General features: G+C 68.5%; 21 protein-coding genes. 14 read left to right on the forward strand and 7 right to left on the reverse strand.

Annotation, left to right across the window (positions count from 1 at the left end):
• The first annotated feature begins 14 nt into the window (after positions 1-14).
• The 6 genes from ACTMTI_RS01185 to ACTMTI_RS01210 all read left to right on the forward strand — a co-directional run bounded on the left by ACTMTI_RS01185 (position 15) and on the right by ACTMTI_RS01210 (position 7,304).
• Positions 15-1,319, forward strand: a complete 1,305-nt coding sequence (locus tag ACTMTI_RS01185; RefSeq protein ID WP_441117606.1) for an ABC transporter substrate-binding protein — start codon at positions 15-17, stop codon at positions 1,317-1,319.
• A complete protein-coding gene (locus ACTMTI_RS01190) occupies positions 1,320-2,183 on the forward strand; it encodes a carbohydrate ABC transporter permease (protein ID WP_441117607.1) in 864 nt (287 codons plus the stop codon).
• Positions 2,180-3,001 carry a carbohydrate ABC transporter permease gene (locus ACTMTI_RS01195; protein ID WP_441117608.1) on the forward strand — a complete coding sequence of 274 codons (822 nt, stop codon included), beginning with the start codon at positions 2,180-2,182 and terminating at the stop codon, positions 2,999-3,001. The genes ACTMTI_RS01190 and ACTMTI_RS01195 overlap by 4 nt, the downstream gene beginning before the upstream one ends.
• 15 nt (positions 3,002-3,016) lie before the next feature.
• The gene (locus tag ACTMTI_RS01200) at positions 3,017-5,896 is read left to right on the forward strand and encodes a glycoside hydrolase family 3 C-terminal domain-containing protein (protein WP_441117609.1); all 2,880 of its coding nucleotides are present in this window, start codon (positions 3,017-3,019) and stop codon (positions 5,894-5,896) included.
• Positions 5,897-5,959: 63 nt separating this feature from the next.
• A complete protein-coding gene (locus ACTMTI_RS01205; RefSeq protein ID WP_441117611.1) occupies positions 5,960-6,724 on the forward strand; it encodes a hypothetical protein in 765 nt (254 codons plus the stop codon).
• 94 nt (positions 6,725-6,818) lie between these two features.
• Entirely contained in the window at positions 6,819-7,304 is a 486-nt protein-coding gene (locus tag ACTMTI_RS01210; RefSeq protein WP_441117612.1) for a DoxX family protein, read from the forward strand.
• Here the strand turns inward: ACTMTI_RS01210 and ACTMTI_RS01215 are convergent.
• The 3 genes from ACTMTI_RS01215 to ACTMTI_RS01225 form a co-directional block, all read right to left on the reverse strand.
• Entirely contained in the window at positions 7,267-7,485 is a 219-nt protein-coding gene (locus ACTMTI_RS01215) for a glycoside hydrolase family 16 protein (protein ID WP_441117614.1), read from the reverse strand. The two genes, ACTMTI_RS01210 and ACTMTI_RS01215, sit on opposite strands and share 38 nt — an antisense overlap.
• A 127-nt stretch (positions 7,486-7,612) precedes the next feature.
• Positions 7,613-7,759: a hypothetical protein gene (locus tag ACTMTI_RS01220; RefSeq protein ID WP_441117616.1), complete on the reverse strand. Its 147-nt coding sequence runs from the start codon at positions 7,757-7,759 to the stop codon at positions 7,613-7,615.
• Positions 7,744-8,511 carry an SDR family NAD(P)-dependent oxidoreductase gene (locus ACTMTI_RS01225; protein ID WP_441117618.1) on the reverse strand — a complete coding sequence of 256 codons (768 nt, stop codon included), beginning with the start codon at positions 8,509-8,511 and terminating at the stop codon, positions 7,744-7,746. The genes ACTMTI_RS01220 and ACTMTI_RS01225 overlap by 16 nt, the downstream gene beginning before the upstream one ends.
• Positions 8,512-8,697: 186 nt before the next feature.
• Here ACTMTI_RS01225 and ACTMTI_RS01230 point away from each other — a divergent pair, with 186 nt between their 5' ends.
• From ACTMTI_RS01230 to ACTMTI_RS01240, 3 genes are all read left to right on the forward strand, one after another.
• Complete coding sequence (locus ACTMTI_RS01230; protein ID WP_441117619.1) at positions 8,698-11,388, forward strand: cellulose binding domain-containing protein; 2,691 nt, start codon at positions 8,698-8,700, stop codon at positions 11,386-11,388.
• 50 nt (positions 11,389-11,438) lie between these two features.
• On the forward strand, positions 11,439-11,963 hold the full coding sequence (locus ACTMTI_RS01235) for a VOC family protein (protein ID WP_441117620.1): 525 nt from the start codon (positions 11,439-11,441) through the stop codon (positions 11,961-11,963).
• A 67-nt stretch (positions 11,964-12,030) separates the two neighbouring features.
• A complete protein-coding gene (locus ACTMTI_RS01240; protein WP_441117621.1) occupies positions 12,031-12,255 on the forward strand; it encodes a cellulose binding domain-containing protein in 225 nt (74 codons plus the stop codon).
• A 152-nt stretch (positions 12,256-12,407) separates the two neighbouring features.
• On the opposite strand, the gene ACTMTI_RS01245 is transcribed toward ACTMTI_RS01240, so the two are convergent.
• A complete protein-coding gene (locus tag ACTMTI_RS01245) occupies positions 12,408-13,655 on the reverse strand; it encodes an alpha/beta hydrolase family protein (protein ID WP_441117622.1) in 1,248 nt (415 codons plus the stop codon).
• Positions 13,656-13,970: 315 nt separating this feature from the next.
• On the opposite strand from ACTMTI_RS01245, the gene ACTMTI_RS01250 reads away from it, so the two are divergent.
• On the forward strand, positions 13,971-14,471 hold the full coding sequence (locus tag ACTMTI_RS01250; RefSeq protein ID WP_441117623.1) for a SigE family RNA polymerase sigma factor: 501 nt from the start codon (positions 13,971-13,973) through the stop codon (positions 14,469-14,471).
• Positions 14,468-15,262, forward strand: coding sequence for a hypothetical protein (locus ACTMTI_RS01255; protein WP_441117624.1), 795 nt, complete (start codon positions 14,468-14,470; stop codon positions 15,260-15,262). The genes ACTMTI_RS01250 and ACTMTI_RS01255 overlap by 4 nt, the downstream gene beginning before the upstream one ends.
• Positions 15,263-15,359: 97 nt before the next feature.
• Here the strand turns inward: ACTMTI_RS01255 and ACTMTI_RS01260 are convergent, their stop codons facing one another.
• From ACTMTI_RS01260 to ACTMTI_RS01270, 3 genes are all read right to left on the reverse strand, one after another.
• Complete coding sequence (locus tag ACTMTI_RS01260; RefSeq protein WP_441117625.1) at positions 15,360-16,283, reverse strand: carbohydrate ABC transporter permease; 924 nt, start codon at positions 16,281-16,283, stop codon at positions 15,360-15,362.
• On the reverse strand, positions 16,280-17,254 hold the full coding sequence (locus tag ACTMTI_RS01265; protein ID WP_441117626.1) for an ABC transporter permease: 975 nt from the start codon (positions 17,252-17,254) through the stop codon (positions 16,280-16,282). The genes ACTMTI_RS01260 and ACTMTI_RS01265 overlap by 4 nt, the downstream gene beginning before the upstream one ends.
• A 63-nt stretch (positions 17,255-17,317) precedes the next feature.
• The gene (locus ACTMTI_RS01270; protein WP_441117627.1) at positions 17,318-18,958 is read right to left on the reverse strand and encodes an extracellular solute-binding protein; all 1,641 of its coding nucleotides are present in this window, start codon (positions 18,956-18,958) and stop codon (positions 17,318-17,320) included.
• Positions 18,959-19,216: 258 nt separating this feature from the next.
• Between ACTMTI_RS01270 and ACTMTI_RS01275 the strand changes: the two genes are divergently transcribed.
• The 3 genes from ACTMTI_RS01275 to ACTMTI_RS01285 all read left to right on the forward strand — a co-directional run bounded on the left by ACTMTI_RS01275 (position 19,217) and on the right by ACTMTI_RS01285 (position 24,304).
• Complete coding sequence (locus ACTMTI_RS01275) at positions 19,217-20,428, forward strand: ROK family protein (protein ID WP_441117629.1); 1,212 nt, start codon at positions 19,217-19,219, stop codon at positions 20,426-20,428.
• Positions 20,429-20,528: 100 nt separating this feature from the next.
• Positions 20,529-23,303 (forward strand): glycoside hydrolase family 3 C-terminal domain-containing protein, encoded by a 2,775-nt coding sequence (locus ACTMTI_RS01280; protein ID WP_441117630.1) that lies wholly within the window; start codon positions 20,529-20,531, stop codon positions 23,301-23,303.
• On the forward strand, positions 23,300-24,304 hold the full coding sequence (locus ACTMTI_RS01285) for a LacI family DNA-binding transcriptional regulator (RefSeq protein ID WP_441117632.1): 1,005 nt from the start codon (positions 23,300-23,302) through the stop codon (positions 24,302-24,304). The genes ACTMTI_RS01280 and ACTMTI_RS01285 overlap by 4 nt, the downstream gene beginning before the upstream one ends.
• Positions 24,305-24,316: the final 12 nt, after the last annotated feature.

Genomic DNA, 24,316 nt, shown 5'->3' on the forward strand with positions numbered 1-24,316 from the left:
CCCCTGGAGGGATCATGGTCAAGTTGAGAGGCGCCGCGGTGCTCGCCGCCGCCGCGCTCGCCCTAGCAGCCTGCGGCTCCGGCTCCGAGAGCCCGTCGCCCGCACAGAGCAACCAGCCGCGCACGCTGAAGCTCTGGCATTACGAGTCGAAAGACAGCGCCATGGCCAAGGCGTGGGCCGAGGCGATCAAGAAGTTCGAGGCGTCGCATCCGAACGTGACCGTCAAGTTCGAGGAGAAGGGCTTCGAACAGATCCAGAAGACGGCCAGCATGGTGCTCAACTCCGACGAAGCGCCCGACATCATGGAGTACAACAAGGGCAACGCCACCGCCGGGCTGCTGTCCAAGCAGGGCCTGCTCACGAACCTGAGCGAGGAGGTCACCAAGCGGGGCTGGGACAAGCTGCTGCCCGGCGGCCTGCAGACCACCGCCAAATATGACGACCGGGGCGTCATGGGTGCCGGCAACTGGTACGGCGTGCCCAACTATGGCGAGTTCGTGATGGTCTATTACAACAAGGACCTGTTCGACAAGCACAAGGTCAAGGTCCCCACCACGTTCGAGGAGCTCACGGCCGGGCTGGACACGTTCGTCAAGGCCGGGGTGACGCCGATCGCGAGCGCCGGCGCCGAATACCCGGCCCAGCAGATCTTCTACCAGCTCGCGCTGACCAAGGCGCAGAAGCCGTGGCTGGAGGCGTTCCAGTCCTACAAGGGCAAGGTCGACTTCCACGGCCCCGAGTTCACCTACGGCGCGGACGCCTTCGCCGACTGGGTGAAGAAGGGCTACATGGCCAAGAACTCGGCCGGGCTCAAGGCCGAGGACATGGGCGTGGCGTTCATGAACGGCAAGTTCCCCATCATGATCAGCGGTAGCTGGTGGTACGGCCGCGTGGCCTCCACGATCAAGGACTTCGAGTGGGGCCACTTCCTCTTCCCCGGCGCCACCATGTCGCCCGGTTCGAGCGGCAACCTCTGGGTCGTCCCCGAGAACTCCAAGAACAAGGACCTGGCCTACGACTTCATCGACATCACGATGAGCAAGGACATCCAGAACCTGCTCGGCAACTCCGGCGGAGTTCCCGTGGCCGCCGACCCGGCCGCGATCACCGACGCCAAGAGCAAGGAGCTCATCGAGAGCTTCAACAAGCTGACCGCCGCCGACGGCCTGGCCTTCTACCCCGACTGGCCCGCGCCCGGCTACTACGACGTGCTCGTGGCCGGGATCCAGAACCTCATCAACGGCAGCAAGACCCCCTCCGCGGTGCTGGACGAGATCGCCAAGCCGTACGAGGACAACCTCGCCGACATTGGCAACTAGATGAGAGTGCGTACGAGGGGGTACTGGCTCTACCTGATCCCCAGCCTGCTGCTCTTCCTGGTCGTCATCGTCGTGCCGTTCCTGATGAACGTGGGCGCGAGCTTCACCCGCTGGTCCGGGGTGGGCACGCCCAGGTGGATCGGGTTCGACAACTACACCAGGCTGCTGAAGGACGAACGGTTCTGGGAGTCGTTCCAGCACAACGTGGGGCTGATCGTGGCCATGGCCATCGTGCCGACCGCGATCGGCCTCGTGCTGGCGGCCGCGCTGTTCGACTACATCGGCAAGCGGTTCGGGCCGCGTACGGCCTCGGCGCTGCGGGCGATGTACTACCTGCCGCAGGTCCTGCCGGTGGCGGTGGCCGGCGTGGTGTGGGGCTGGATGCTGCACCCCTCGTACGGCGCGGTCAACCAGATCTTCGGGCTGGACCTCGACTGGCTGGGCGATCCCGACCTGGCGCTGGCCACGGTCATGGCGGTCATGGTGTGGTTCCAGCTCGGCTACCCGGTTGTGATCTTCATGGCCGGGCTGCAGCGGGTGGACCCGGCCTACTACGAGGCGGCCGAGATCGACGGGGCCTCGTGGTGGCGCAGGTTCTGGCACATCACGATCCCCCAGATCCGGCCGGAGATCTTCGTGGTGCTCCTGACGTGCACGATCGCCGCGCTGAAGGTGTTCGGCCCGATCTTCGTGCTGACGCGCGGCGGACCGGGAAACGCCACGATGGTCCCCTCGTACTTCTCTTATCTGAATTTCTTCCAGAAGAGCAACGTCGGGTACGGCTCCGCGATCGCCACCGTGCTGGCGCTGATCATCATCGTGGTGACGTTCCTGTTCCTGCGCGTCCAGGAGCGTGACCAATGAGAGGACCCGGACGCTGGGCGGTGCTGTTCGCGCTGGTCGTGCTGGCGGTCGTGATGGTGTTCCCGTTCGCGATCGTGGCGATCAACGCGGTCAAGTCGCCGGCCGAATACAGCTCGCAGGGCCCGCTGAGCCTGCCCGACGGGCTCTACCTCCAGGGGATCATCGACTTCTGGAACCGGGTCGACTTCGGCACGAAGCTCTGGAACAGCTTCATGATCAGCGCTTCGGTGGCGGTGCTGGCCGTCGTGCTGTCGGTGCTCAACGCGTACGCGCTGGGCATCGGCAGGGTCAAGGGCCGGCTGTCGATCCTCGTGCTGTTCCTGGTGGCCAACACGCTGCCCCAGGAGGCGCTGGCCTACCCGCTCTACTACCTGGCCAAGGCGGCCGGGCTCTACGACACGCAACTGGTCGTGATCATCGTCATGACCGTGATCCAGGCGGCGTTCGGCACGTACCTGCTGAGCGCGGTCCTGGGCCAGTTCCCGAAGGAGATCCTGGAGGCCGCCGCGATCGACGGCGCCGGGCGGCTGCGGTCGCTGTGGCGGATCGTGGTGCCGATCAGCAGGCCCACCCTGAACGTCCTGGTGATCTTCTTCTTCATCTGGACCTGGAACGAGTTCTTCCTGCCGTTGATCTTCCTGATCTCGAACGACACCCAGACGGTTCCCGTCGCGCTCGGTGTCCTGCAGGGCGAGAAGTACATGGACGCCACCATGTCCAGCGCCTCCGCCCTGCTCGGCGTCGTGCCGGCGATCGCCTTCTTCCTGATCTTCCAACGGACGCTGACCCGAGGAGTCACGGTCGGCGCTATCAAGTGATGGAGACACCCCCCAATGCGAAAAACCCCTTTGCTAGCCGCCCTTGCGCTGGCTGCCTCACTGGTCACCGTGCCGGCCCAGGCAGCCGTGGACTACCCCTTCCAGAATCCGGGCCTGCCGCTGGAGCAGCGCGTCAGCGACCTGCTCGGCCGGCTCACGCTTGACGAGAAGCTCACCCTGCTGCACCAGTCGCAGCAGCCGATCCCGCGCCTGGGCATCGGATACCACAAGAACGGCACCGAGGCGCTGCACGGCGTCGCCTGGTCCAACCACCTCAACGACAACTGGAACCAGAAGTTCGCCGCCGGCACGGTGTTCCCGCAGGCGGTCGGGCTGGCCAGCACCTGGGACCCGGACCTGATCAAGAAGGTCGGCTCGGCCGTCGGCGACGAGACGCGCGGCTACAACGCCGTCGATCCGGTGCTGTGGGGCCTGCAGGTGTGGGCGCCCGTGGTGGACCCGCTGCGCGACCCGCGGGCGGGCCGGAACGAGGAGGGCTATTCGGAGGATCCCTATCTGACCGGGGCCATCTCGACGGCGTACGGCAAGGGCCTGCAGGGCGACGACCCCTTCTATCTGAAGACCGCGCCCGTGCTGAAGCACTACCTGGCCTACAACAACGAGACGAACCGCAGCATCACCTCCTCCAACCTGACGCCCAAGCTCAAGCACGAGTACTACGAGGCCACGTTCAAGGCAGCGATCTCGGCCGACGCCGCGACCGGGGTCATGGCGTCGTACAACGTGGTCAACGGGCGGCCCAACCACGTCAACCCCGACCTGAACGACGTGGTCAGGTCGTGGACGGACAAGACGCTCTACAACGTCAGCGACGCCTGGGGCCCGCACGCGCTCACCGACCTGCAGAAGTACTACGACAACAAGCCTGAGGCGTTCGCCGCCGTGCTGAAGAGCGGGCAGGACAGCTTCACGATCGACGGCAGCGACAACGGGCCGATGGTGCAGAACCTCAAGGCCGCGCTGGACCAGGGCCTCATCACCGAGGCCGACGTCGACAAGTCGGTACGCAGCGTCCTGTCCATCCGGACCCGGCTGGGGCACTTCGACCCGGACGGCGGGCCGTACAAGAAGATCACCCAGGATGTGATCAACAGCCCCGCGAACAAGCAGCTCAACCGGGAGACCGCGGGCAAGGCCACGGTGCTGCTCAAGAACTCCGGCACGCTGCCGCTGGCCAAGCCCAAGTCGGCGGCCGTGGTCGGCCCGCTGGCGAGCAAGCTCTACCGGGACTGGTACTCCGGTCAGCTGCCCTACCAGGTGACGCCGGCCGACGGGATCAAGGAGCGCGTGGGTGACGTCGCCACGAGCGAGGGCCTGGAGCGGATCGCGCTCAAGCACCTCGACTCCGGCAAGTACATCACCGCCACCGGCACCGGCCCCGACGACAACGCCGCGCTCGCCGACACCACACCCACCACGGCCTCGCAGTGGGACCTGACCGACTGGGTCAACGGCGTGTCCACGCTGCGCAACGCGGGCAACGGCAAGCTGCTCGGCGGCGACTGGCGCTCGCTCGACACCGACGACGCCGAGCCCGACGGCTGGTTCGTGCAGCAGCAGTTCGCCCTGGAGCGCCAGTCCGACGGCAGCTACCTGATCAGGTACGCCGGCTACGAGAACGTCGAGAGCTGGTACGGCCTGCCCGACCCGTACGTGACCGTGTCCGCCGACGGCTCGCTCGCCCTCGCCCCGAAGGCGCAGGCGGCCAAGTTCGGCAAGGAGGTCGTCTCCGACGGCGTCGCCGCGGCCGCCGCCCAGGCGGCCAAGGCCGAGGTCGCGGTCGTGGTGGTGGGCAGCCACCCGTTCGTGGCCGGGCGCGAGTTCCACGACCGCGACAACCTGCAGCTCGGCGACGGGCAGCGGCGGCTCATCGAGGCCGTGCGCAAGGCCAACCCGAAGACCGTCGTCGTCCTGGAGACCAGCTACCCGGTCATCGTGGACGCGCCGACGCTGCTGTGGACCACCCACGCCGGCGCGGAGACCGGCCACGCCGTCGCCGACGTGATCTTCGGAGACGTCAACCCGGCCGGCCGGCTCACCCAGACCTGGCCCGGCACCGACAACCTGCCGAGCATCCTGGACTACGACCTGGCCAAGACCGGGATGACGTACCTGTACGGGAAGGGCAAGCCGCTCTACTCCTTCGGCCACGGGCTGAGCTACACCACGTTCAGCTACCAGGGCCTGCAGGTTCAGGGCGACAAGGTGAGCGTGAAGGTCACCAACACCGGCAAGGTCAAGGGCGACGAGGTCGTCCAGCTCTACACCCACCAGCGCGAGTCCCGCTTCAAGCAGCCGGTCAAGCAGCTGCGCGGCTTCCAGCGGATCACGCTGAACCCGGGCGAGTCCCGTACCGTGACCTTCACCCTGAAGAAGTCCGACCTGGCCGTCTGGGACTACACCCGGAACAAGTGGGCCGTCGAGACCGCTACCCACGACGTTCTCGTCGGCTCGTCCTCCGACCGGGTCCGCCAGGTCACCAGCCTGCGCGTGTCCGGCGAGACCATCCCGGTCCGCGACCTGGCCAAGACCACCAGGGCGATGGACTTCGACGACTACTCGGGCGTGGTCTTCGCCGACGAGACCAAGGCCGCCGGCGAGGTCGTCGAGGGCTCGGCGGGCGACTGGATCTCCTTCACCGGCGCCTCCTTCGGCTCCCGCCTCACGGCCGCGGTGTCCTCGGTGAGCGGCGGCTCCTTCGAGGTGCGCCTCGGCTCGCCGACCGGCACGCTGCTCGGCACCGTCCAGGTGCCCGCCACCGGCGGGATCTACCAGTACGGAACGGCGAACGCGACGGTGAAGCCGGGCACGGGGAGCCTGTACCTCGTGTTCAAGGGCGACCTGCGCATCAAGGACTTCGCCCTCGCTCGTTGATCTTGTCGTGATCGGGTTCCGGCAGAATCTGCGATCCACTCCGCGGACATCGAAGGGATTCTCATGAAGCGGATGATCGCAGGTGCCGTCGTGGCGGCCATGACCGTGCTCATGGCCGCCACTCCCGCCGAGGCGGCAGATCCTGTCGCAGCGCTGAAGGCCAAGCTGGGCGCCGGCAAGGGGGTGACGTTCACCGACGTCACGTCCCTGGTGCAGGGCTCGGAGACGATTACGTTCCTCAGGCGCACCGGAAAGTTACAGTTCAGCAAGTCGGGCATCGCCGCGTCGGACATCACCGCCGACTACAAGAGGTACCAGGGCGGCATCTTCGACTACATGACCAACGCGAAGTCGGGGCGCACCATCTGGCTCGGCGGCAAGAGCTACACCACCAGCCCGATGCTCGGCGAAGTCCCCGAAGGGAAGAAGTGGGTCAACGACCCACTGGGGACGACCGGTGGGGGGATCGGCACCGTCGCGCAGCTGGTCAACCCGGCCGAGCCGACGACGCTGAAGGTCTTGTTGAAGGGCAAGAAGCAGGGCCGCACCTACTCCGGGAAGATCACCTACAGCGCGCTCGCGAAGGTGTCGCCGTGGTTCCGGGCCACCTCACCGTTCAGCGAGAAGGAGAAGACGGTGATCGAGTACCGGCTCACGCTGGGCGCCGACAACCTGCCGAAGCAGCTCGTGACCGCCCACCTGGCGGCGAGCCACGTGGCCGAGGGAGTCGCGGTGGGGGACGGCAAGTTCAGCACCGAGACCCGTTACACCGGATGGGGCTCGCGGGTCCGCATCTCCGCCCCGCCGAAGAGCCAGACAGCAGGTTGATTCCCTCCACAGGCGAAATATGCTTCCACCCGCCCTTGTTGGATAGTAGCGTTATCCATTAACGGATAGTGCCGCTGTCTAATGAGGTGGTCGTATGACTGTGATCGTTCTACTGGTCGCCGCGTTGGTGTTCCGGTTGCTGGGCGTGCTGGGCGTGGACCGGTTCGCCACCTGGCGGGTCAGTGCCGCCCATGGGCTGGCCGTCATGCTGGTCATGACGGCCAGCGCGCACTTCGTCCCGGCGGGCGTGACCGTCATGCCCAACCACGCCGACCTGGTGGCCATGGTGCCGCCGTTCGTGCCGTTCCCCACCCTGATGGTGTATCTGACCGGCGTGCTGGAGCTGGCCGGGGCCGTCGGGCTCGTACTCCCGGAGACCCGCAGGGCCGCCGGGATCTGCCTGGCGCTGCTGTTCGTGGTCCTGCTGCCGGCGAACGTGTACGCGGCCGTGGCGGACGTGCCGTTCGCCGGAGAGGCGGCGTCGCCGCTGTGGCAGCGGGTCCCCGAGCAGGTCCTCTACATCGGGATCGCACTGTGGGCCGCTATTCCGGTCCGTAGCCTCGCACGTAGTCCACGGTGAACTCCTTGGGGTAGGCGCCGCCCGGTTGGAACTCGTAGATGCCGAGCATGAGCTGCATCGGGTACGCCGGCGCCTGGTTCACCGTCCTGACGTGCTGCCCGTCCACGGAGGAGACCTGGCCGGGCGTCCAGTCGGCGGCGTACACGTGGAACTCGCGGGCGTCGATGGGCAGCGTCTCCACCGCGAAGTCGTCGGTGATCGCCGGATCCCCGAAGGGGCGCCGATCATCCAGAGGGCGACCATGCAGTTCGGGTCGTCGACGGCCTTGGCGCGCATCTCGATCCGGCCGTACCGGGGGGTGTAGAGCCTCACCTCGGGCTGCTCCTCCCGGACCGCGGCGCCGCGTCCGTGCTGCCCGATCCGGCTGCCGAGAAGACGCCCGTCTGCAGCGACGACACGCGCAGGTCGCCCTCGAAGGTGTCCTCGAACTCCGGCTTCCTCAACGGACCGTCCACCCGCCGTCCACGACCAGCGTGTGCCCGGTGACCAGGGAGGCGGCCGGCGAGACCAGGAACAGCACCGCCCCGGCCACGTCCATGGGCTCGCCGATGCGGTGCAGCGCCGCGATCCGCTCCACCACGTCGGCCTCGAACGCCGGGTCGGACAGGGCCTCGGCGGTCCCCGGGGTGCGGATGAACGTCGGAGCCACGTTGTTGACCGTGACGCCGTGCGGCCCCCACTCGACCGCCAGGCACCGGGTGAGATGGGCGATCGCCGCCTTGGTCATGCAATAGATGGATTCGCCGGGCAGGGCGACCTCGCCCGCCTGAGAGCCGATGTTCACGATCCGGCCGTATTTCTGTTTGATCATCGCCCGCCCTGCCGCCTGGCCGGCCAGGAAGGTGCCCTTCAGATTGACCGCCAGCGTCCGGTCGAAGTCCTCTTCGGTGACGTCCTCGGCCGGGTTGCCGGGCGCGATGCCGGCATTGTTGACCAGGATGTCGATCCTGCCGAAACGTTCCAGGACGTCCTGCACCGCTTGGGAGATCTGCCCCGGGGCGGTCATGTCCATCTGGAGCGGCAGTGCGACGCGGCCCATCCCGGTGATCTCGCCCGCCAGCCCTCCGTCCTCGTTCTCGTCCCGCAGACCTAGGGCGACGTCGGCCCCCGCATGGGCCAGTGCCAGCGAGATGGCCCGCCCCAGTCCCCGTGCGGCCCCTGTGACCAGGGCGACCTTTCCGTCGACCCGGAACTCGGGAAACTCCATGCTGCACCCCTTAATTCGTTGTATGTCCAAACTATTGACCTGTCGCGCGCGCGTATGTGAGCCTTCTGGTGAAAGCTCATGCGCGAAGGCGCGGTGACGGTCAGGGTCCTGCTATCTGCTCGTGCATGGCGGTCATCTGACGCCTTTGGGGCGCCTGTCGGCGTGCCTGGAAAGGAAGAGCCGCGCATGCGAAAGAGATTATTCGTCCTGCTGGCGACCGCCGCCCTCCTACTGGTGGCGGCGGTGGTGCGGATGTCGCCGGTCTCGGCCGTCGCCTCCGACCCGTACGCGTACAAGAACGTCAGGATCGACGGCGGCGGATTCGTACCCGGGATCATCTTCAACCCGACGGAGCGGAACCTCATCTACGCCCGCACCGACATCGGCGGGGCCTACCGGTGGAACCAGTCCACCAAGTCGTGGACCCCGCTGCTCGACTGGGTCGGCTGGGACAAGTGGGGCTACAACGGCGTGATCAGTCTCGCCACCGACCCCGTGGACACCAACCGCGTCTACGCCGCCGTCGGCATGTACACCAACAGCTGGGACCCCAACAACGGCGCCATCCTGCGTTCCACGAACAAGGGCGAGAGCTGGCAGGTCACGGCGCTGCCGTTCAAGCTCGGCGGCAACATGCCCGGCCGCGGCATGGGTGAGGCGCTGTCCGTCGACCCGAACGACAATCGCGTGCTCTACTTCGGCGCCCCCAACGGCAACGGCCTGTGGCGCAGCACCGACTACGGCGCGACCTGGGCCAAGGTGGCGAGCTTCCCCAACCCGGGCAACTACGCCCAGGACCCCAGCGACCCCAACGGCTACCTGAGCCACAAGCCGGGCGTGGTCTGGGTGACCTACGACCCGCGCTCGTCCACCAAGGGCACCGCCACCAAGACGATCTACGTGGGCGTCGCCGACAAGGAGAACACCGTCTACCGCACCACCGACGGCGGCTCCACCTGGTCACGGCTGGCCGGCCAGCCCACCGGCTACCTGGCGCACAAGGGCGTGCTGGACACGGTCAACGGCTACCTCTACCTCGCCACGAGCGACACCGGCGGCCCGTACGACGGCGCCAAGGGCGACGTGTGGCGCTACGCCACCGCGACCGGCACCTGGACCCAGATCAGCCCCGTCCCGTCCTCCAGCGCCGACGACTACTTCGGCTACAGCGGCCTGACCATCGACCGGCAGGACCCGAGCACGATCATGGTGGCCACCCAGATCTCGTGGTGGCCGGACGTGATCTTCTTCCGCTCCACCGACTCGGGCGCCACGTGGACCCGCGTCTGGGACTTCACCTCTTACCCCAACCGCAGCTTCCGCTACACGATGGACGTCACGGAGAACCCGTGGCTGACGTTCGGCACCAACCCGCAGCCGCCCGAGGTCACGCCGAAGCTCGGCTGGATGACCGAGTCCCTGGAGATCGACCCGTTCGACTCCAACAGGATGATGTACGGCACCGGCGCCACCGTGTACGGCACCGAGAACCTCACGCAATGGGACTCGGGCGGCCAGTTCACCATCAAGCCCATGGCGAAGGGCCTGGAGGAGACGGCCGTCCTGGACCTGATCAGCCCGCCGAGCGGCGCGCCCCTTGTCAGCGCCCTCGGTGACATCGGCGGCTTCCGGCACACGAACCTGGACGCGGTGCCGCCGATGATGTTCACCTCGCCCGGCTTCACCTCCACCACCAGCCTCGACTACGCCGAGAAGGCCCCGTCGATCATGGTCAGGGCCGGCAACTTCACCGACGCCGACCGCCCGAACGACAGCCACGTGGCCTTCTCCACGGACGGCGGCGCGAACTGGTTCCAGGGCACCGAGCCCGGCGGCGTCAACGAGGGCGGCACGGTGGCCGCGGCCGCCGACGGCTCCCGCTTCGTGTGGGCGCCCAAGGGCGTCACCCCGGTCTACTCGGTCGGGTACGGCAACTCCTGGCAGCAGGCGTCCGGCCTGCCCACGGACGCGGTCGTGGAGTCCGACCGGGTGAACGCGTCGAAGTTCTACGGCCTCAGCGGCGGCAGGTTCTACGTCAGCACCAACGGCGGCGCCACCTTCACCGCCACGGCCGCGACCGGCCTGCCGACCAGCGGCAAGTACAAGGCGGTGCCCGGGCGTGAGGGCGACCTGTGGCTGGCCGGCGACGGCGGCCTGTGGCACTCGACGGACAGCGGCGCCTCGTTCGCCAAGGTCTCCGGCATCACCAAGTCCGTGAACGTCGGCTTCGGCAAGGCCGCGCCCGGCGGGACGTACATGGCGATCTTCGCGGTCGCCACCATCGACGGCGTCACCGGCCTGTACCGCTCGGACGACGCCGGGGCGAACTGGGTCCGCATCAACGACGACAAGCACCAGTGGGGCAACATGGGCGAGGCGCTCACGGGCGACCCGCGCGTGTACGGCCGCGTCTACCTGGGCACCAACGGCCGCGGCATCATCTACGGCGACCGCACCGGCCCGCCCGTCACGGTCACTCCGACCGTGACCCCGACCGTGACCCCGACCGTGACCCCGACCGTGACCCCGACCGTGACCCCGACCGTGACCCCGACCGTCACGCCGACCACGGGCACCGGTTGCACGGCCACGTACAATCCGGGCAACCAATGGCCGGGTGGCTTCCAGGGTGAGGTGTCGGTCAAGAACACCGGCTCCTCGTCGATCAGCGGCTGGAAGGTCACGTGGACCTGGTCCGGCGACCAGAAGATCACCCAGCTCTGGAGCGGCACCCACACCCAGACGGGTGCCAACGTGAGCGTGACGAACGCCGGCTACAACGGCAATCTGGCGCCGAACGCCTCAACGTCGTTCGGCTTCACCGGCACGTACTCCGGCACGAACACCCCACCCACCCTCACCTGCACGCCCGCATAGGAACCGGGAAGGGCGCCCCCGTTCATCCGGGGGCGCCTAGCCTCGATACCATGAGCGAGACAGGCGGCCACGACATGCGTCGTGGCGATCCCGAGACGTCCCCCGGCGCGGCACCCTGCCCGGTCGCAGTGAGTGCCGGTCCGTACCATGTCGGTTTCGTCGTGCCGGACATCGAACGCGCCATGCGCGACCTCACCCGTGTGGCGGGCACCGAGTGGAACGCCGTCCGCGACGGCGCCCTGGGGGACTGGGACTACCGCATCGTGTTCTCGCGCCAGGGCCCGCTCTATACCGAGCTGATCGAAGGCCCACCCGGCAGCCCGTGGGATCCTGGCGAGGCGGTCCGCTGCGACCACATCGGCTTCTGGGCCGGCGCGCTCGACGGCTGCTCACGGCGTCTCGTCGAAGACGGCTATCCGCTGGACTTCGACGCCCGTCCCTACGGCCGCCCCTTCACCTACCACCGCATGCCCGCCCTCGGCCTGCGCATCGAGCTCGTCGACATCTCGGTCCAGCCGGAGTTCCTGCGCACCTGGAACCCCGCCGGGCCGCCGATGCCGGCCTGGGACTGCTGACTCCCCGTGCGTCATTCCACCGTGACCGGTCAGCGCAGAGACCCGGCACCACGTTCGGACCGGTCTTGTGCAGAGTGAACAGCTCTCTGCTCTTGCCCGTTTGCACGTCCACGGCATACCCGTCCGGCGACTCCGGTACGACACCCCGACACGGACGGGCGCCAACGTGAGCGTTGCCAACGCCGGCTACAACGGCAACCTGTCATCGAACGGGACGACGTCGTTTGGCTTCACCGGCACCCAGACCGGCACCAACGCCCCACCCACCACCTTCACCTGCGCCCCGGCGTGAGGTGAGCGGAGCGCCATTCGCCCCGAGCGGGCGGGTGGAGCTCCGCGCTGCTCGGAGGCAGGCAGGACCTGCCGGAAGGATGGGTAGCGGAGGCCCTTTCCTTTCATCGCTGAGGCGTGCGTGAAAGGAAAGGGCCTCTGTCCATCCTGCGGTCAGGAGCAGGTCTTCGTTTCCGGGGTGCAGAACTTGACCTCGGGATAGCGGGCCGACGCCTTGTCCAGCAGGGGCTGGGGCTTCTTGCGCAGGTGCAGGTCGAAGAAGCCGGCGACGTACCTGCGGGTGATCTCCATGGCGCGGGTCCCGGGTATGTCGGCGCCGTCGTCGATGCCGAGCTGGTCGGCCAGCACGCCGAGGTCGGTGAAGGACGTGTGCTCCGCCCCGGTCACCAGGAGCCAGCGCTTCCATCCCTTCAGCTGCTTCCAGTCCCGCTCCCAAGTGGCGGCCGTGTCTCCCGTCCCCGGGGTGTACGTGGACGGCTTGCCCAGGAACAGGAACGGCCGCGCCAGCCCGTTGCCCGGGATCGGGACCTCGGTGGTGCCGTCCATGTCGATGCCGGCGCGTATCCGGGAGTCCTTGAGCATGGCCGCGATGGCGCTTGCGCCTCCGGCCGAGTGGCCGGCCATCGCGATACGGGAAGGGTCGATCAGCCGGGCGTCCTTCCACTTGGGGTGCGACCCGGTCAGCTGGTCGAGAACGAACGAGACGTCGGCCGCCCGGCTGTTCGCCAGCTTCACCCACCAGTCCGGGCTCTTCTTGATCTCGCACGTGACACACGTGGTGACCCGGCCGTCGGGGAAGGTGGTGGCCACGTTCTCGTACGTGTGGTCGATCGCGGCCACCACATAGCCCCGGCTCGCCAGATCATCGGCCAGTGCCGTGAGTTCGGACCGGGGCTTGCTGTGGCCGGGGGAGAGCACGAGGAGGGGCAGACCGTGCTTACGACCTGCCGGTTTGGCGTCGGTGAAGGCGTTGGTACGGGTCTTGCTCAGCACGTCCAGCGGCACGCCGGTGATCTCTCCGTCCTTGAGGAGGAGCTCGGACTCCTTCGGCGTCATGTACTGCGCCCGGTGGCGGCCTGGTGACTTCGCCGGATACCACAGCGAGACCATGAGCTCGCGGGCCTTCACTGTGGGAACCCACGGGTCGGGGCGGGAGGTGTCCTTCAGATACAGCGACGTGGTGCCGACCGGCTGGGAACCGGTCGGCTTGGGCAGGTACGGCGTGGCCGGAGAAGCGGAGGACGCGGCCGCCGGCGGGGCGTAACCGAAGGAGGCGGAGGCCACCAGGGCGAGTAGTCCGGAGACGGCGGCCAGGCGGCCACGCGGGGTCGGACGGCCTGGCGTTCTCGCGCCGTCGAACCGGCTGGGGGCGGTGTCCGGGGACTCGATCGTATGACGCATGGAGAAGTCGTCCTTTCGGCGGGACGGCCCCGCCTGGCCGAGCACGGAGCCGGCCTTGCGGGAAGCGGCGCCAGGGCAGCGCAGAGGGGCCGTATATCCGCAGCTCGGCTCGCGGTCGAGCGGGCCGATCAGAGGGGAGGAGCACGTACGTCCGCGACTATATACCGAGGGTATATATGCAGTGTATAAAACGAGCGAACACCTCACACCCGTGAAGACGCAGGCGGCGGTTTGCCGAATCTCTCCTGGCGCTGTCATCCGAATGCGCCTCCCAGGCGGTAGTCATCGCCGGAGACAACGAGACGGAGATGATGGATGGACGACGGGTTCGCCGAGTACGTGGCGCAGCGGCATCTACGGCTGTGCCGGATGGCGTATCTCCTCGCCCGGGACTGGGGTACGGCCGAGGATCTGGTGCAGACAGCGCTGGCGAAGGCATGGGTCGCGTGGCGGCGGATCGAGGGCAACCCCGACCCGTACGTCTATCGGATCATCGTGAACACCCACGCCTCGTGGTGGCGTAGGCGCTGGCGCGGCGAGGTCCCGGCCGAGAGCGTCCCTGAGACGGCCGATCCACGGGATCGGGCCGCTGAGGTGGACAACCGGGCCGCGCTGTGGAGCGCGATCGGCACCCTTTCCCCACGCCAGCGTGCGGTGATCGTGCTGCATTACTTCGAGGAGCGGACGCTCACCCAGATCGCCGACATCGTCGGTTGCTCACTGGGAACGGTGAAGACCCAGCTCAGTCGGGCCCTTACCCGTCTTCGGGTCGATCCGGACATTCGGACAATGAACCTGGAGGAGGCCCAGCGATGAAGCGCACCGAGAGCGACCTGCGAACGGTCCTGACCGAGCATGCCGACGGCGGCGAATCGCCCGCTCATCTCGACGCGATCGTACGGCGCGGCCGGCGTATGCGCCGTAATCGGCGAGCGGTGACCGCTGGGACGGCGGTCGCCTTCGCCGTCATCGCCGCCGGACTGGTGAACGGCCTGCTCCCTCGGGTGGACAAGGCGACGGTCGCCCAGCCTCCTGTGGACTCGGCCCGGGTAGAGCCCGGCCCCCAACTCCCCGACAGGTTCATGGTGAGGTTGGGGGCCGAGGAATTCGACCTCCCCCTCCTCCACTCCGAGCGGTTCGAGACGATGGGCGTCGCCCGGACGGTGACCTTCTCACCGACCAGCTTCTCCACCGGGTACAGGGTCGTCTGCGACGATCCCCGGGCCTGGGTGGTCACATCAGGCAAGGGCAAGGGCGGCGAACTGATCGGTGCGGTGGTACGGTGCGGGCGTTCGACGGGCGGGCACCACGACGAGCGTTCGGCGCCCACCGGCTGGCTGAAGCGTCCGCAGTCGATGCGAATCTGGGTCTTCCCGGCGGACGCTCCTGTCCGGAAGGTGGTGAAAGCCGTCACGGGGTGCCCGCCGATCCAGAAGTCGAGAGGGTGCGACGAGGCGGCCCAGTCCCGGGGCCTGATGCGTCCCGAAGTGCTCGAACGGCTGTCGGCCGAGGTGGGCGAACGGCCAGGCAGATGGGCCGTCGGAATCTACGATCGACCGGCCGGCACCACGTCCGCACCCGAACAGCCGGCCGTCGGCGGAAGCTGAACCACCGGCGGACAGCGCGTCGTGCCACAGGCCGGCGTGGCGCCGTCGACGCGCTGTTCTCCTGCCTTCTCGACCTCGGGCCGTGAGCCGAGGGCGATCAGCCCTTGATGGCCCCCACGATCACGCCCTTGGTGAAGTGCCGCTGGACGAACGGGTAGATGATCAGGGCGGGCACCACGGCGATGACCACGATGGCCATCTTGATCGCCAATGTGGGCGGTGCGTCGCCCGTCACGCCGGCCGTGGCCGCGGGCAGCGGGTTCGAGTCCACGACGTACTGCCGCAGGATCAGCGCCAGCGGCCACTTGCGGGTGTCGTCGATGTACAGCATCGCGTTGAACCAGGCGTTCCAGTAACCCACCGCGTAGAACATCGCCACGACGGCCGTCACCGCCTTCGACATGGGCAGCACGATCCGCCACAGGATGCGGAACTCGCCGGCCCCGTCGATGCGCGCGCTGTCCAGGACCTCCCCGGGGATGTTCATGAAGAACGACCGCAGCACCACCACGTTGAACGCGGACACCGCCGTCGGCAGGATCAGCGACCAGTAGCTGTCCTTCAGACCCAGGCCGCTCACCATCAGGTACACCGGGATGATGCCGGGGAAGAACACGAACATCAGCAGGATGCTGAACAGCAGCGGCCGGTGCAGGAACGACCCGGGCCGAGACAGCGAGTACGCCCCCAGCACGCTCACCCCGGTGCTGATCAGCGTCCCCACGACGGTCACCCCGGTGCTGACCAGCACGGCCCTGCTGACCACGGTGTCGGAGAAGATCTGCCGGTACGCCTCGAACGTGATCCCGTCGGGCACCAGCACGAGCCCGCCCGAGCGGTTGACGGTGGCGGTGGAGCTGAGGCTGGTCAGCACGATCGTGTAGAGGGGACCGAGCACCGCCATGACGATCAGCGTCACCAGCGTGCCCTTGCCGAGCCGGCCGATCGGCGAGGGCGGCTCCTCCCACGGGGCGAGCCTGGAGGGCTTCCTGGGACGAAGCCTGGAGGTCAGGACTGTCATGATCGCGAATACACCCCTCGCTCGCCGAGCGCGTGCGCGACTCGGTTGGCCGCCACGATCAGCAGCAGCCCGACCACGCCCTTGAACAGCCCGGCCGCCGCCCCGTACCCGAGGTCGCCGGTACGCAGGCCGGACCAGTAGACGAACGTGTCGAACACTTCGGACGCCCCGCTGCCGACCGCGCTGCGTTGCAGCATGAACTGTTCGAACCCGACGTTCAGCGCGTCCCCGAGCCGCAGGATCAGCAGCAGCACGATCACCGGACGCAGTCCGGGCAACGTGATGTGCCACATGCGGCGCCACTTGCGCGCACCGTCCACGGCGGCGGCCTCGTACAGGTTCGGGTCGATGGTGCTGAGCGCGGCCAGGAAGATGATCGCCCCCCAGCCCGCGTCCTTCCAGATGGTCTGGGAGGTGATCAGCAGGATGAACGTGTCGGAGTTCGTCATCCAGTCGACGCCCTCGTGGCCGTTCTCGCGCAGGATCTGCGACAGCAGGCCGGCCCCGCCGAACATCTGCTGGAAGATGGCCACGACCAGCACCCAGGAGAAGAAGAACGGCATGTAGACCACGCCCTGCACGAACGCCCGCAGCTTGGCCGAGACGATGCTGTTGAGCAGCAGCGCCAGCATGATCGGCACGGGGAAGTAGAAGACGAGCTGGAAGGCCGTGATCGACAGCGTGTTCGCCATCGCGCGCAGGAACTGGGGGTCCTGGAAGAGCAGCGCGAAGTTGGTGAAGCCGATGATCGGACTGCCGGTGATGCCGCCGGTGAAGGGGTTGTAGTCCTGGAACGCGATGACGTTGCCGAGCGCCGGGATCCACCAGAAGGCGACGACCACCAGCAGCATCGGCAGGTTCATCAGCAGCAGCGGCCAGTCCCTGCGCAGCTTGGCCCGCCAGGTCATCTTCTCCTGCGTGGCGGTGGCCGCTGCCGGCTTGACCGGGCGCTTGGCCGTGATCACGCCCATGGGAGGCCTCCCGCCGTCATCGCTCCCATGGCCGGCTCCCCGACGAATTGCTCCTCACTGGTGTCACAGCCTGCCGTTCTCGCGGGCGACCTTCATGTAGAACTCGCGCGCCTCGTTTCCGCCCTGGTCCTGCCACTCCTTGACGATCGTCGCCCACTCGGAGACGGGCCGCTTGCCGCGGAAGATCTCCTGCATCTTGTCCTCGGTGGGCTTCGCCAGGCCGGCCATCTTGGAGGGCCTCTCCACGCGGATGCCGACGAACGGGTCGTTGTCCAGGATCTTCGAGGACGTGGTCTGCCAGTCGTGCTGGGCCTGGACGAGGCCCTTGTACTGGCTCTTCTCGTTGGCGGCGGGCCGGCCCGACAGGAACATGTACGTGGGCGCGACCTCCTTGCGCCCGAGTGCCGTCTGCTTGATCTTGCCGTCCTCGACGTTGTAGTGCTTGCCCTCGACGCCGTTGAAGACCAGCTCGTACTCCTGGGTGCCGAACGGCGCCGAGGCCCAGTTGGACAGCGCGAGCAGCTCACGGGTGCGGGCGTCGCCCAGGCCCTTCTTGATGAAGACGAACATGCCGGCGGGCTCGTTGCGCCACATGATGGTCTTGCCGCCGGGCTTCGCCGGGTAGGGCGCGACGATCTGCATGTCGAACTTGGGATTGTCGGCCCGGAACCGGCCCAGGGCCTCGTGCCAGGCGCCGGGCCCGTCCCGGTAGATGATCATCTGGCCGCTGCCGAAGATGCCTTTGTTGTCGGCGTCCTGGTTGGCCACGATGTCGGGGTGGACGTACCCGGCCTCGAAGAGCTTGGTCATGAACTCGATGGCCGCGGCCCATTCGGGGGTCTCGTACTTGTACTCGAGCGTGCCGTCGCTCTTCTTGCGCCACTCGCGCGGCGCGGCGAAGGCCCGCTGCATCTCCTGCTCCATGCCGCCGCCGAAGGCCCAGCGCTTCTTCTTCGCGTCGGTGATGGCCTTGCCGAGTGCCACCAGGTCGTCGCCGCTCTTGGGCTGCTGGAGGCCCAGCTCCTCAAGGATGTCCTGGCGGACGAAGGTGGCGAACGGGTACGGGTCGTTCTGCCACGGGATGCCCTGCAGGACGCCGCCGAAGACGCCGTACTGCCAGGCCGCGGTGTCGTAGTTGGCCAGCAGCGGGAACTCCTTGGCCTTGTCCCCGGCCAGGTAGGGGGACAGGTCGGCGAAGAGCTTGTTGGCCGCCTCGGTGAAGCGGGCGAGCTTCTCGATCTCCCAGCCCGGGACCATGAGCATCTCGGGCACGTCGTTGCTGGCCAGGAGGGTGGACAGCTTCTGCCCGTAGGTGTTGCCGTCGGAGATGTTGAAGCGGACGGTGCCGCCCAGGCGCTCGTTGACGTAGTCGTAGTAGGAGTTGTCGCCGAGACCCGGCGGCACGGTGCCCCACAGCGGCGTCATCGCGGTCACTTCCTTGCCGCTGGTCAGCGGCTTGGTGGTGACGGCCTGCACCATGTTGGCGGGGCGGGTCAGGAAGCCGGGCGCGACGAACTCGCTGCCGGGCAGGTCCGGCTTGAGCCCTGGGATCTCGAACGGGATCCGCGTCGGCACCAGGCTCTTCAGCTTGTCGGCCGCCACGGCCGTGCCCTTCGAGGTGGCTTTCTTCTCGGCGCAGCCCGCTACCAGAACGCTCGCACCGACCAGACCTAGGAACCCGCGGCGAGTCGTGTTGGTTGCCATGGCTCGCTCCCTTCTCCGAGTCGGGATGGCCTACTAAAATTAGTTGGTATTACGGCCAAACAAATTAGTAGACTGTGACTCTGGCCACAAGGGATCGCGACGGTCACAGGTTGGTGCCAATGCGAAATCTGCGAAGCGGACACGCGGCGGCATCCGGACGAGACAGTGGGGCGGCAGTCTAATGCGCAGGTTTCTTGTTGGTAGGGAGCCGACGATGCGGCATGCTGGGGTCGTCTCTTGGCGGGAACGGGGCTGATATTGATCACTTCTACGACCGGCCCGCAGCCGGCCGACTTCGCCGACGTACGGGCCACGAACCTGGCGGTCGTGCTGCGGTTCGTACGCGAGCACGCACCCTGCTCGCGGGCGGACATCGCGGCCTCCACCGGGCTCAACAAGGCGACCGTGTCGAGCCTCGTCGCCGATCTCATCGACCGGCGGCTCGTGCGCGAGACCGGGCTGACCGAAAACCGCGTCGGCCGGCCGGCCACGATGCTGGTCCTGGACGGCTCGCCGTACGCCGCCATCGGGGTCGAGATCAATGTCGACTACGTCTCGGCCGTGGCCGTCGACCTCGCGGGGGAGCGGCTGCTGACGTGGCGGCGCTCGTTCACGGGCGGTGACTCCGTCAACCAGGGCGTGGCCGGCGTCGGGGCGATCATCAGGCGTGTGGTCAACCGCATGGCCAAGGAGGAGCGTCAGGTGCTCGGCCTGGCGGTGGCCGTGCCGGGGCTGGTCGACGTGCAGGGCACCGTGCGCCTGGCGCCCAACCTCGGCTGGCGCGACGCCGACCTCGGCGGTGACCTGGCCAAGGCGCTGCGCGACCCCGGCTTCCCCATCCAGGTCGACAACGACGCCAACCTCGCGGCCCTGGCCGAGCAGCGCTTCGGCGCCCACTCCGGCGCCTCCGACCTGATCTACCTCACGGGCGAGATCGGCGTGGGCGCAGGCATCATCCTCGACGGTCGGCTGCGCCGTGGCCGCCTCGGCTTCAGCGGCGAGATCGGCCACGTCCAGCTCGATCCCGACGGCCCCGAGTGTCACTGCGGGCGGCGCGGCTGCCTGGAGGCGATGGCGGGGATCGGCGCCGTGCTGCGCAAGGACCCCTCGCCCGCGGAGATCCAGGTCGAGATCGAGGAGTCCGTACGCCTGGCGCGGGCCGGCGACCCCGGCACCCTCGCCACGCTGGAGTCGGCCGGCCGGAGCCTGGGTCAGGGCGTGTCCATCCTCGCCAACCTGCTCAATCCCGAAGTGGTGATCCTCGGCGGCTACTACGTCCCGCTCGCGCCCTGGCTGCTGCCCGCGGTCCACGACGAGCTGAGCGCCCGCGTCATCGCCGCGGAGGCTGGGGGATGCCAGGTCGTGGCCTCGACGCTGGGCCACGACGCGGCGGCGCTCGGGGGCGCGGCGAGGGTGCTCGACTCCATCGATTCGGGAAGATTGCCCGGAGGATTGTCGCGAATCCCTTGACCTTGGTCACGGGGAAGTGCACCCTTCAGACAACCCACCGAAATGCCCGCGTAACTTCCCCAGGCCGGTCGTCGAAGCGCTTCGACACTCTCTCAGAGGGATGACCATGCAAGAACCCCCCTTCCGCGACCCATCGGCACCGCTCCCCGATCGGATCGACGACCTGGTGCGCAGGCTCACTCTCGGGGAGAAGGTCGGCCTGCTGCACCAGTACCAGGCCCCGGTCGAGCGGCTCGGCGTCGGCGCGTTCCGCACGGGCACCGAGGCGCTGCACGGCCTGGCCTGGCTCGGCCCGGCCACCGTGTTCCCCCAGGCGATCGGGCTGGCCTCGACCTGGGACCTCGACCTCGTGCGCCGGGTGGGCGCGGCGACCAGCGACGAGGTGCTGGCCTTCCACCACAAGGACCCGGCCGGGGCGGGGCTCAACGTGTGGGCCCCCGTGGTCAACCCGCTGCGCGACCCTCGCTGGGGACGCAATGAGGAGGGCTACTCCGAGGACCCGTGGCTTACCGGCGTCATGGGGGCGGCGTACGCGCTCGGGCTCCGTGGGAGCGCTCCCGAAATTCTCAAGACGGCCCCCACGCTCAAGCATTTCCTCGCCTACAACAACGAGAGCGACCGCTGCGCGACCTCCAGCAACATGCCGCCGCGGGTGCTGCGCGAGTATGAGCTGCCGGCCTTCAGGCCCGCGATCGAGCAGGGCGCGGCCGTGGCCGTCATGCCGTCCTACAACCTGGTCAACGGCCGTCCCGCGCACCTCAGCCCGCTGATCGGGCAGGTTCTGCGCGCCTGGGCGCCGGACGACCTGCTGGTCGTCAGCGACGCGTACGCGCCGGGCAACCTCACCGGGCTCCAGGCGTACCACGACACGCTGCCGGAGGCGTACGCGCACGCTGTCAAGGCCGGGCTCGACAGCTTCACCCAGGACGACGATCGCTCCGAGGCCACGCTCGGGCACCTGCGGGAGGCCCTGGCGACGGGCCTGCTGGCCGAGGAGGACGTCGACGCGGCGGTCCGGCACGTGCTGTCGATCAGGTTCCGGCTGGGCGAGTTCGACCCGGCGACTCCCTACGACGACATCACCGACAACGTCGTCAACTGCCCCGAGCACCAGGCGCTGGCCAGGGAGGCGGCGCGGCGCTCGTTCGTGCTGCTGAAGAACGACGGCCTGCTGCCGCTGCGCGATGCGCCGAAGGTCGCGGTGATCGGGCAGCTCGGCGACACGCTCATGGAGGACTGGTACAGCGGCACCCTGCCCTACGCCGTCACCGCCCGCGCCGGGCTCGCCGAGCGGTGCGAGACCGTCTTCTGCGAGGCCGTGGACCGGGTGACGCTGACCGCGGACGCGGGCCCCGTGGCCGCCGATCCCTTCGGCGGGCCGCTGACCATTGGGGGAGCGGCCGAGGCAGGCGAGTTCGACCTGTTCGACTGGGGCGGCGGCGCATACGCGCTGCGGGCCGTGGCGACCGGCCGGTTCGTGTCGGTGGACGGCGGCACGCTGGTGAACGACCAGCCGGGGCCGAACGGCTGGGAGGTGCGCCAGACGTTCCGCACGGAGGAGCGGCCGCGCGGCACGCTCGCCCTGCGCCACATCTCCTCCGGCTGCTACGTGGGCGCCGGCGAGGACGGCGTGCTGCGCCTGGTGGACGACGCCGACCAGGCCGTGTGGCTGGCGATGGACGTGGTCAGGAGCGGCACCGAGCAGGCCGCCCGGCTGGCCGCCACGGCCGACGTGGCGGTCGTCGTGGTCGGCGACCACCCGCTGGTGAACGGCCGCGAGACCGAGGATCGCATGACGCTGGCCCTCGCCTCGGCTCAGGACGCGGTGGTCGCCGCCGTGCGCAAGGCGAACCCGCGCACCGTCATGGTCATCACCAGCGGTTACCCGCTCACCTGGACCGACGACGAGGTGCCTGCCGTGCTGTGGTCGGCGCACGGCGGACAGGAATACGGCCACGCCCTGGCCGAGGTCCTGTTCGGCGACGCCGACCCGGAGGGCCGCCTCACCCAGACGTGGTACCGCTCCGAGCAGGAGCTGCCCGACCTGCTCGACTACGACATCATCGCCTCCGACGCGACCTACCTGTATTTCCGCGGCACCCCGCTGCACCCGTTCGGCCACGGCCTCAGCTACACCACGTTCGAGTACGCCGACCTGCGCGTCCGGCTCTCCGACGACGTCCTGCACGCCGAGGTCACGGTCACGAACACGGGCGATCGGCCCGGTGTCGAGGTCGTCCAGTTCTACACCCACCAGCAGCGCTCCCGCGTCAAGCAGCCGCTGCGCCGCCTGCGCGGCTTCGAGAAGGTACGCCTCGCGCCCGGCGAGAGCCGTACCGTCACCCTGGCCGTGCCCGTGCCGGAGCTGGCGTTCTGGGACGTGACCAGGAGCAGATTCGTCGTGGAGAGCGCGCCGCACCAGCTCATGGTCGGCCGCAGCGCCACCGACCTGCGGCTGAGCACCCGCTTCGAGGTCGCGGGCGAGACCATCCCGCCCCAGTCAGGGCTGCTGCGCGCGGCCGATCACGACGAGTACGACGCGATCACATTCGTGGACGAGACCAAGGTGGACGGCGACGCGGTACGGTCGGACGCGGAGGGCGCCTGGATCCTCTTCAGGCAGGTGGACCTGACGGGCGCCACGACCTGCGTGGCCACGGCGGGCGCCGCGGAAGGCGGCATGATCACCATCCGCCGCGGCGACCCGCTCTACGGCCAGGCCCTGGCGGCCTTCCCGGTGCCGAGGACCGACCGCTACGCCTATCACGTCATCACCGCGTCCCTCGCGGCCGTGGACGGCGTGCATGATCTTTATGCGGTGTTCGAGAACGACGGCGTGACGCTGGCCCAGCTCGACTTCGGAGCCGGAGCTTGAATCGGCGCACGGTCACGATCTCCGAGGTCGCCAAGCACGCGGGCGTGGCCGTCAGCACCGTCTCTTACGTGCTCAGCGGGAAGCGGACGATCTCGGCCGACACCAGGCGGCGGGTGCTCGACAGCATCAGCGCGCTCGGCTACCACCCCAACGCCGGCGCCCGGGCGCTGGCCAGCAAGCGTTCCAACGTGATCGCGCTGGTGCTGCCGCTGCGCGCGGGCATGCACGTGCCCGTCCTGATGCGCTTCGCCAGCGCCGTCGTCACCGCCGCCCGCCGCTTCGACCACGACGTGCTGCTGCTGACCGCCGACGAGGGCACCGCCGGCATCCGCCGGGTGGCCGCGAGCGCGCTCGTGGACGCGCTGGTCCTCATGGACGTGGAGCTGGACGACCGCAGGGTGCCGATGCTGCGCGAGCTGGCCGAGCCGAGCGTCCTCATCGGCTTCCCCGCCGAGCCGGCCGGCGTGACCTGCGTCGACCTCGACTTCGCCGCGGCCGGTGCGCGCTGCGTGGAACATCTGGCCGAGCGCGGGCACGACGAGATCGCCCTGCTCGGGGCCCCGTCCGTGGTGTACGACCGGGGCACCGGCTTCGCCACGCGCACCCTTGAGGGGTTCGAGGCCGCGATGGGCGAGCACGGGCTCAAGGGCGTGGCGCTGCCCTGCGAGGAGACGTTCGACGAGGTGTACGAGACCGTACGCGACCTCTTCCTCGACCATCCCGGGCTGTCCGGCCTGGTCGTGCACAACGAGGCCGCGGTCGGTCACGTGCTGGCCGCACTGCGCCAGCTCGGCCGGCGGGTGCCGCACGACGTGGCCGTGGTGGCCATCTGCCCCGACGACGTGGCCGAGCGCGCCAGCCCGCCCCTCACCTCCGTGCTGATCCCGGCGGAGGAGGTCGGCAGGGAGGCGGTCCGGTTGGTCATGGACAAGCTGGAGGGCCGTACGGTTCCCGACTCGACCCTGCTCGCCCCCATCCTGGCCGTCCGCGCCAGCACCTGAGATTCTGGAGAG

This window comes from Nonomuraea sp. H19 (assembly GCF_052068215.1).
Classification (GTDB): domain Bacteria; phylum Actinomycetota; class Actinomycetes; order Streptosporangiales; family Streptosporangiaceae; genus Nonomuraea.

Coding starts and splice junctions, on each gene's coding strand:
- ACTMTI_RS01195 (WP_441117608.1), top strand. CDS start 2,180: ATGAGAGGACCCGGACGCTGGGCGGTGCTGTTCGCGCTGGTCGTGCTG.
- ACTMTI_RS01255 (WP_441117624.1), top strand. CDS start 14,468: ATGAAGCGCACCGAGAGCGACCTGCGAACGGTCCTGACCGAGCATGCC.
- ACTMTI_RS01185 (WP_441117606.1), top strand. CDS start 15: ATGGTCAAGTTGAGAGGCGCCGCGGTGCTCGCCGCCGCCGCGCTCGCC.
- ACTMTI_RS01235 (WP_441117620.1), top strand. CDS start 11,439: ATGAGCGAGACAGGCGGCCACGACATGCGTCGTGGCGATCCCGAGACG.
- ACTMTI_RS01225 (WP_441117618.1), bottom strand. CDS start 8,511: ATGGAGTTTCCCGAGTTCCGGGTCGACGGAAAGGTCGCCCTGGTCACA.
- ACTMTI_RS01190 (WP_441117607.1), top strand. CDS start 1,320: ATGAGAGTGCGTACGAGGGGGTACTGGCTCTACCTGATCCCCAGCCTG.
- ACTMTI_RS01200 (WP_441117609.1), top strand. CDS start 3,017: ATGCGAAAAACCCCTTTGCTAGCCGCCCTTGCGCTGGCTGCCTCACTG.
- ACTMTI_RS01210 (WP_441117612.1), top strand. CDS start 6,819: ATGACTGTGATCGTTCTACTGGTCGCCGCGTTGGTGTTCCGGTTGCTG.
- ACTMTI_RS01260 (WP_441117625.1), bottom strand. CDS start 16,283: ATGACAGTCCTGACCTCCAGGCTTCGTCCCAGGAAGCCCTCCAGGCTC.
- ACTMTI_RS01250 (WP_441117623.1), top strand. CDS start 13,971: ATGGACGACGGGTTCGCCGAGTACGTGGCGCAGCGGCATCTACGGCTG.
- ACTMTI_RS01270 (WP_441117627.1), bottom strand. CDS start 18,958: ATGGCAACCAACACGACTCGCCGCGGGTTCCTAGGTCTGGTCGGTGCG.
- ACTMTI_RS01205 (WP_441117611.1), top strand. CDS start 5,960: ATGAAGCGGATGATCGCAGGTGCCGTCGTGGCGGCCATGACCGTGCTC.
- ACTMTI_RS01265 (WP_441117626.1), bottom strand. CDS start 17,254: ATGGGCGTGATCACGGCCAAGCGCCCGGTCAAGCCGGCAGCGGCCACC.
- ACTMTI_RS01280 (WP_441117630.1), top strand. CDS start 20,529: ATGACCATGCAAGAACCCCCCTTCCGCGACCCATCGGCACCGCTCCCC.
- ACTMTI_RS01245 (WP_441117622.1), bottom strand. CDS start 13,655: ATGCGTCATACGATCGAGTCCCCGGACACCGCCCCCAGCCGGTTCGAC.
- ACTMTI_RS01230 (WP_441117619.1), top strand. CDS start 8,698: ATGCGAAAGAGATTATTCGTCCTGCTGGCGACCGCCGCCCTCCTACTG.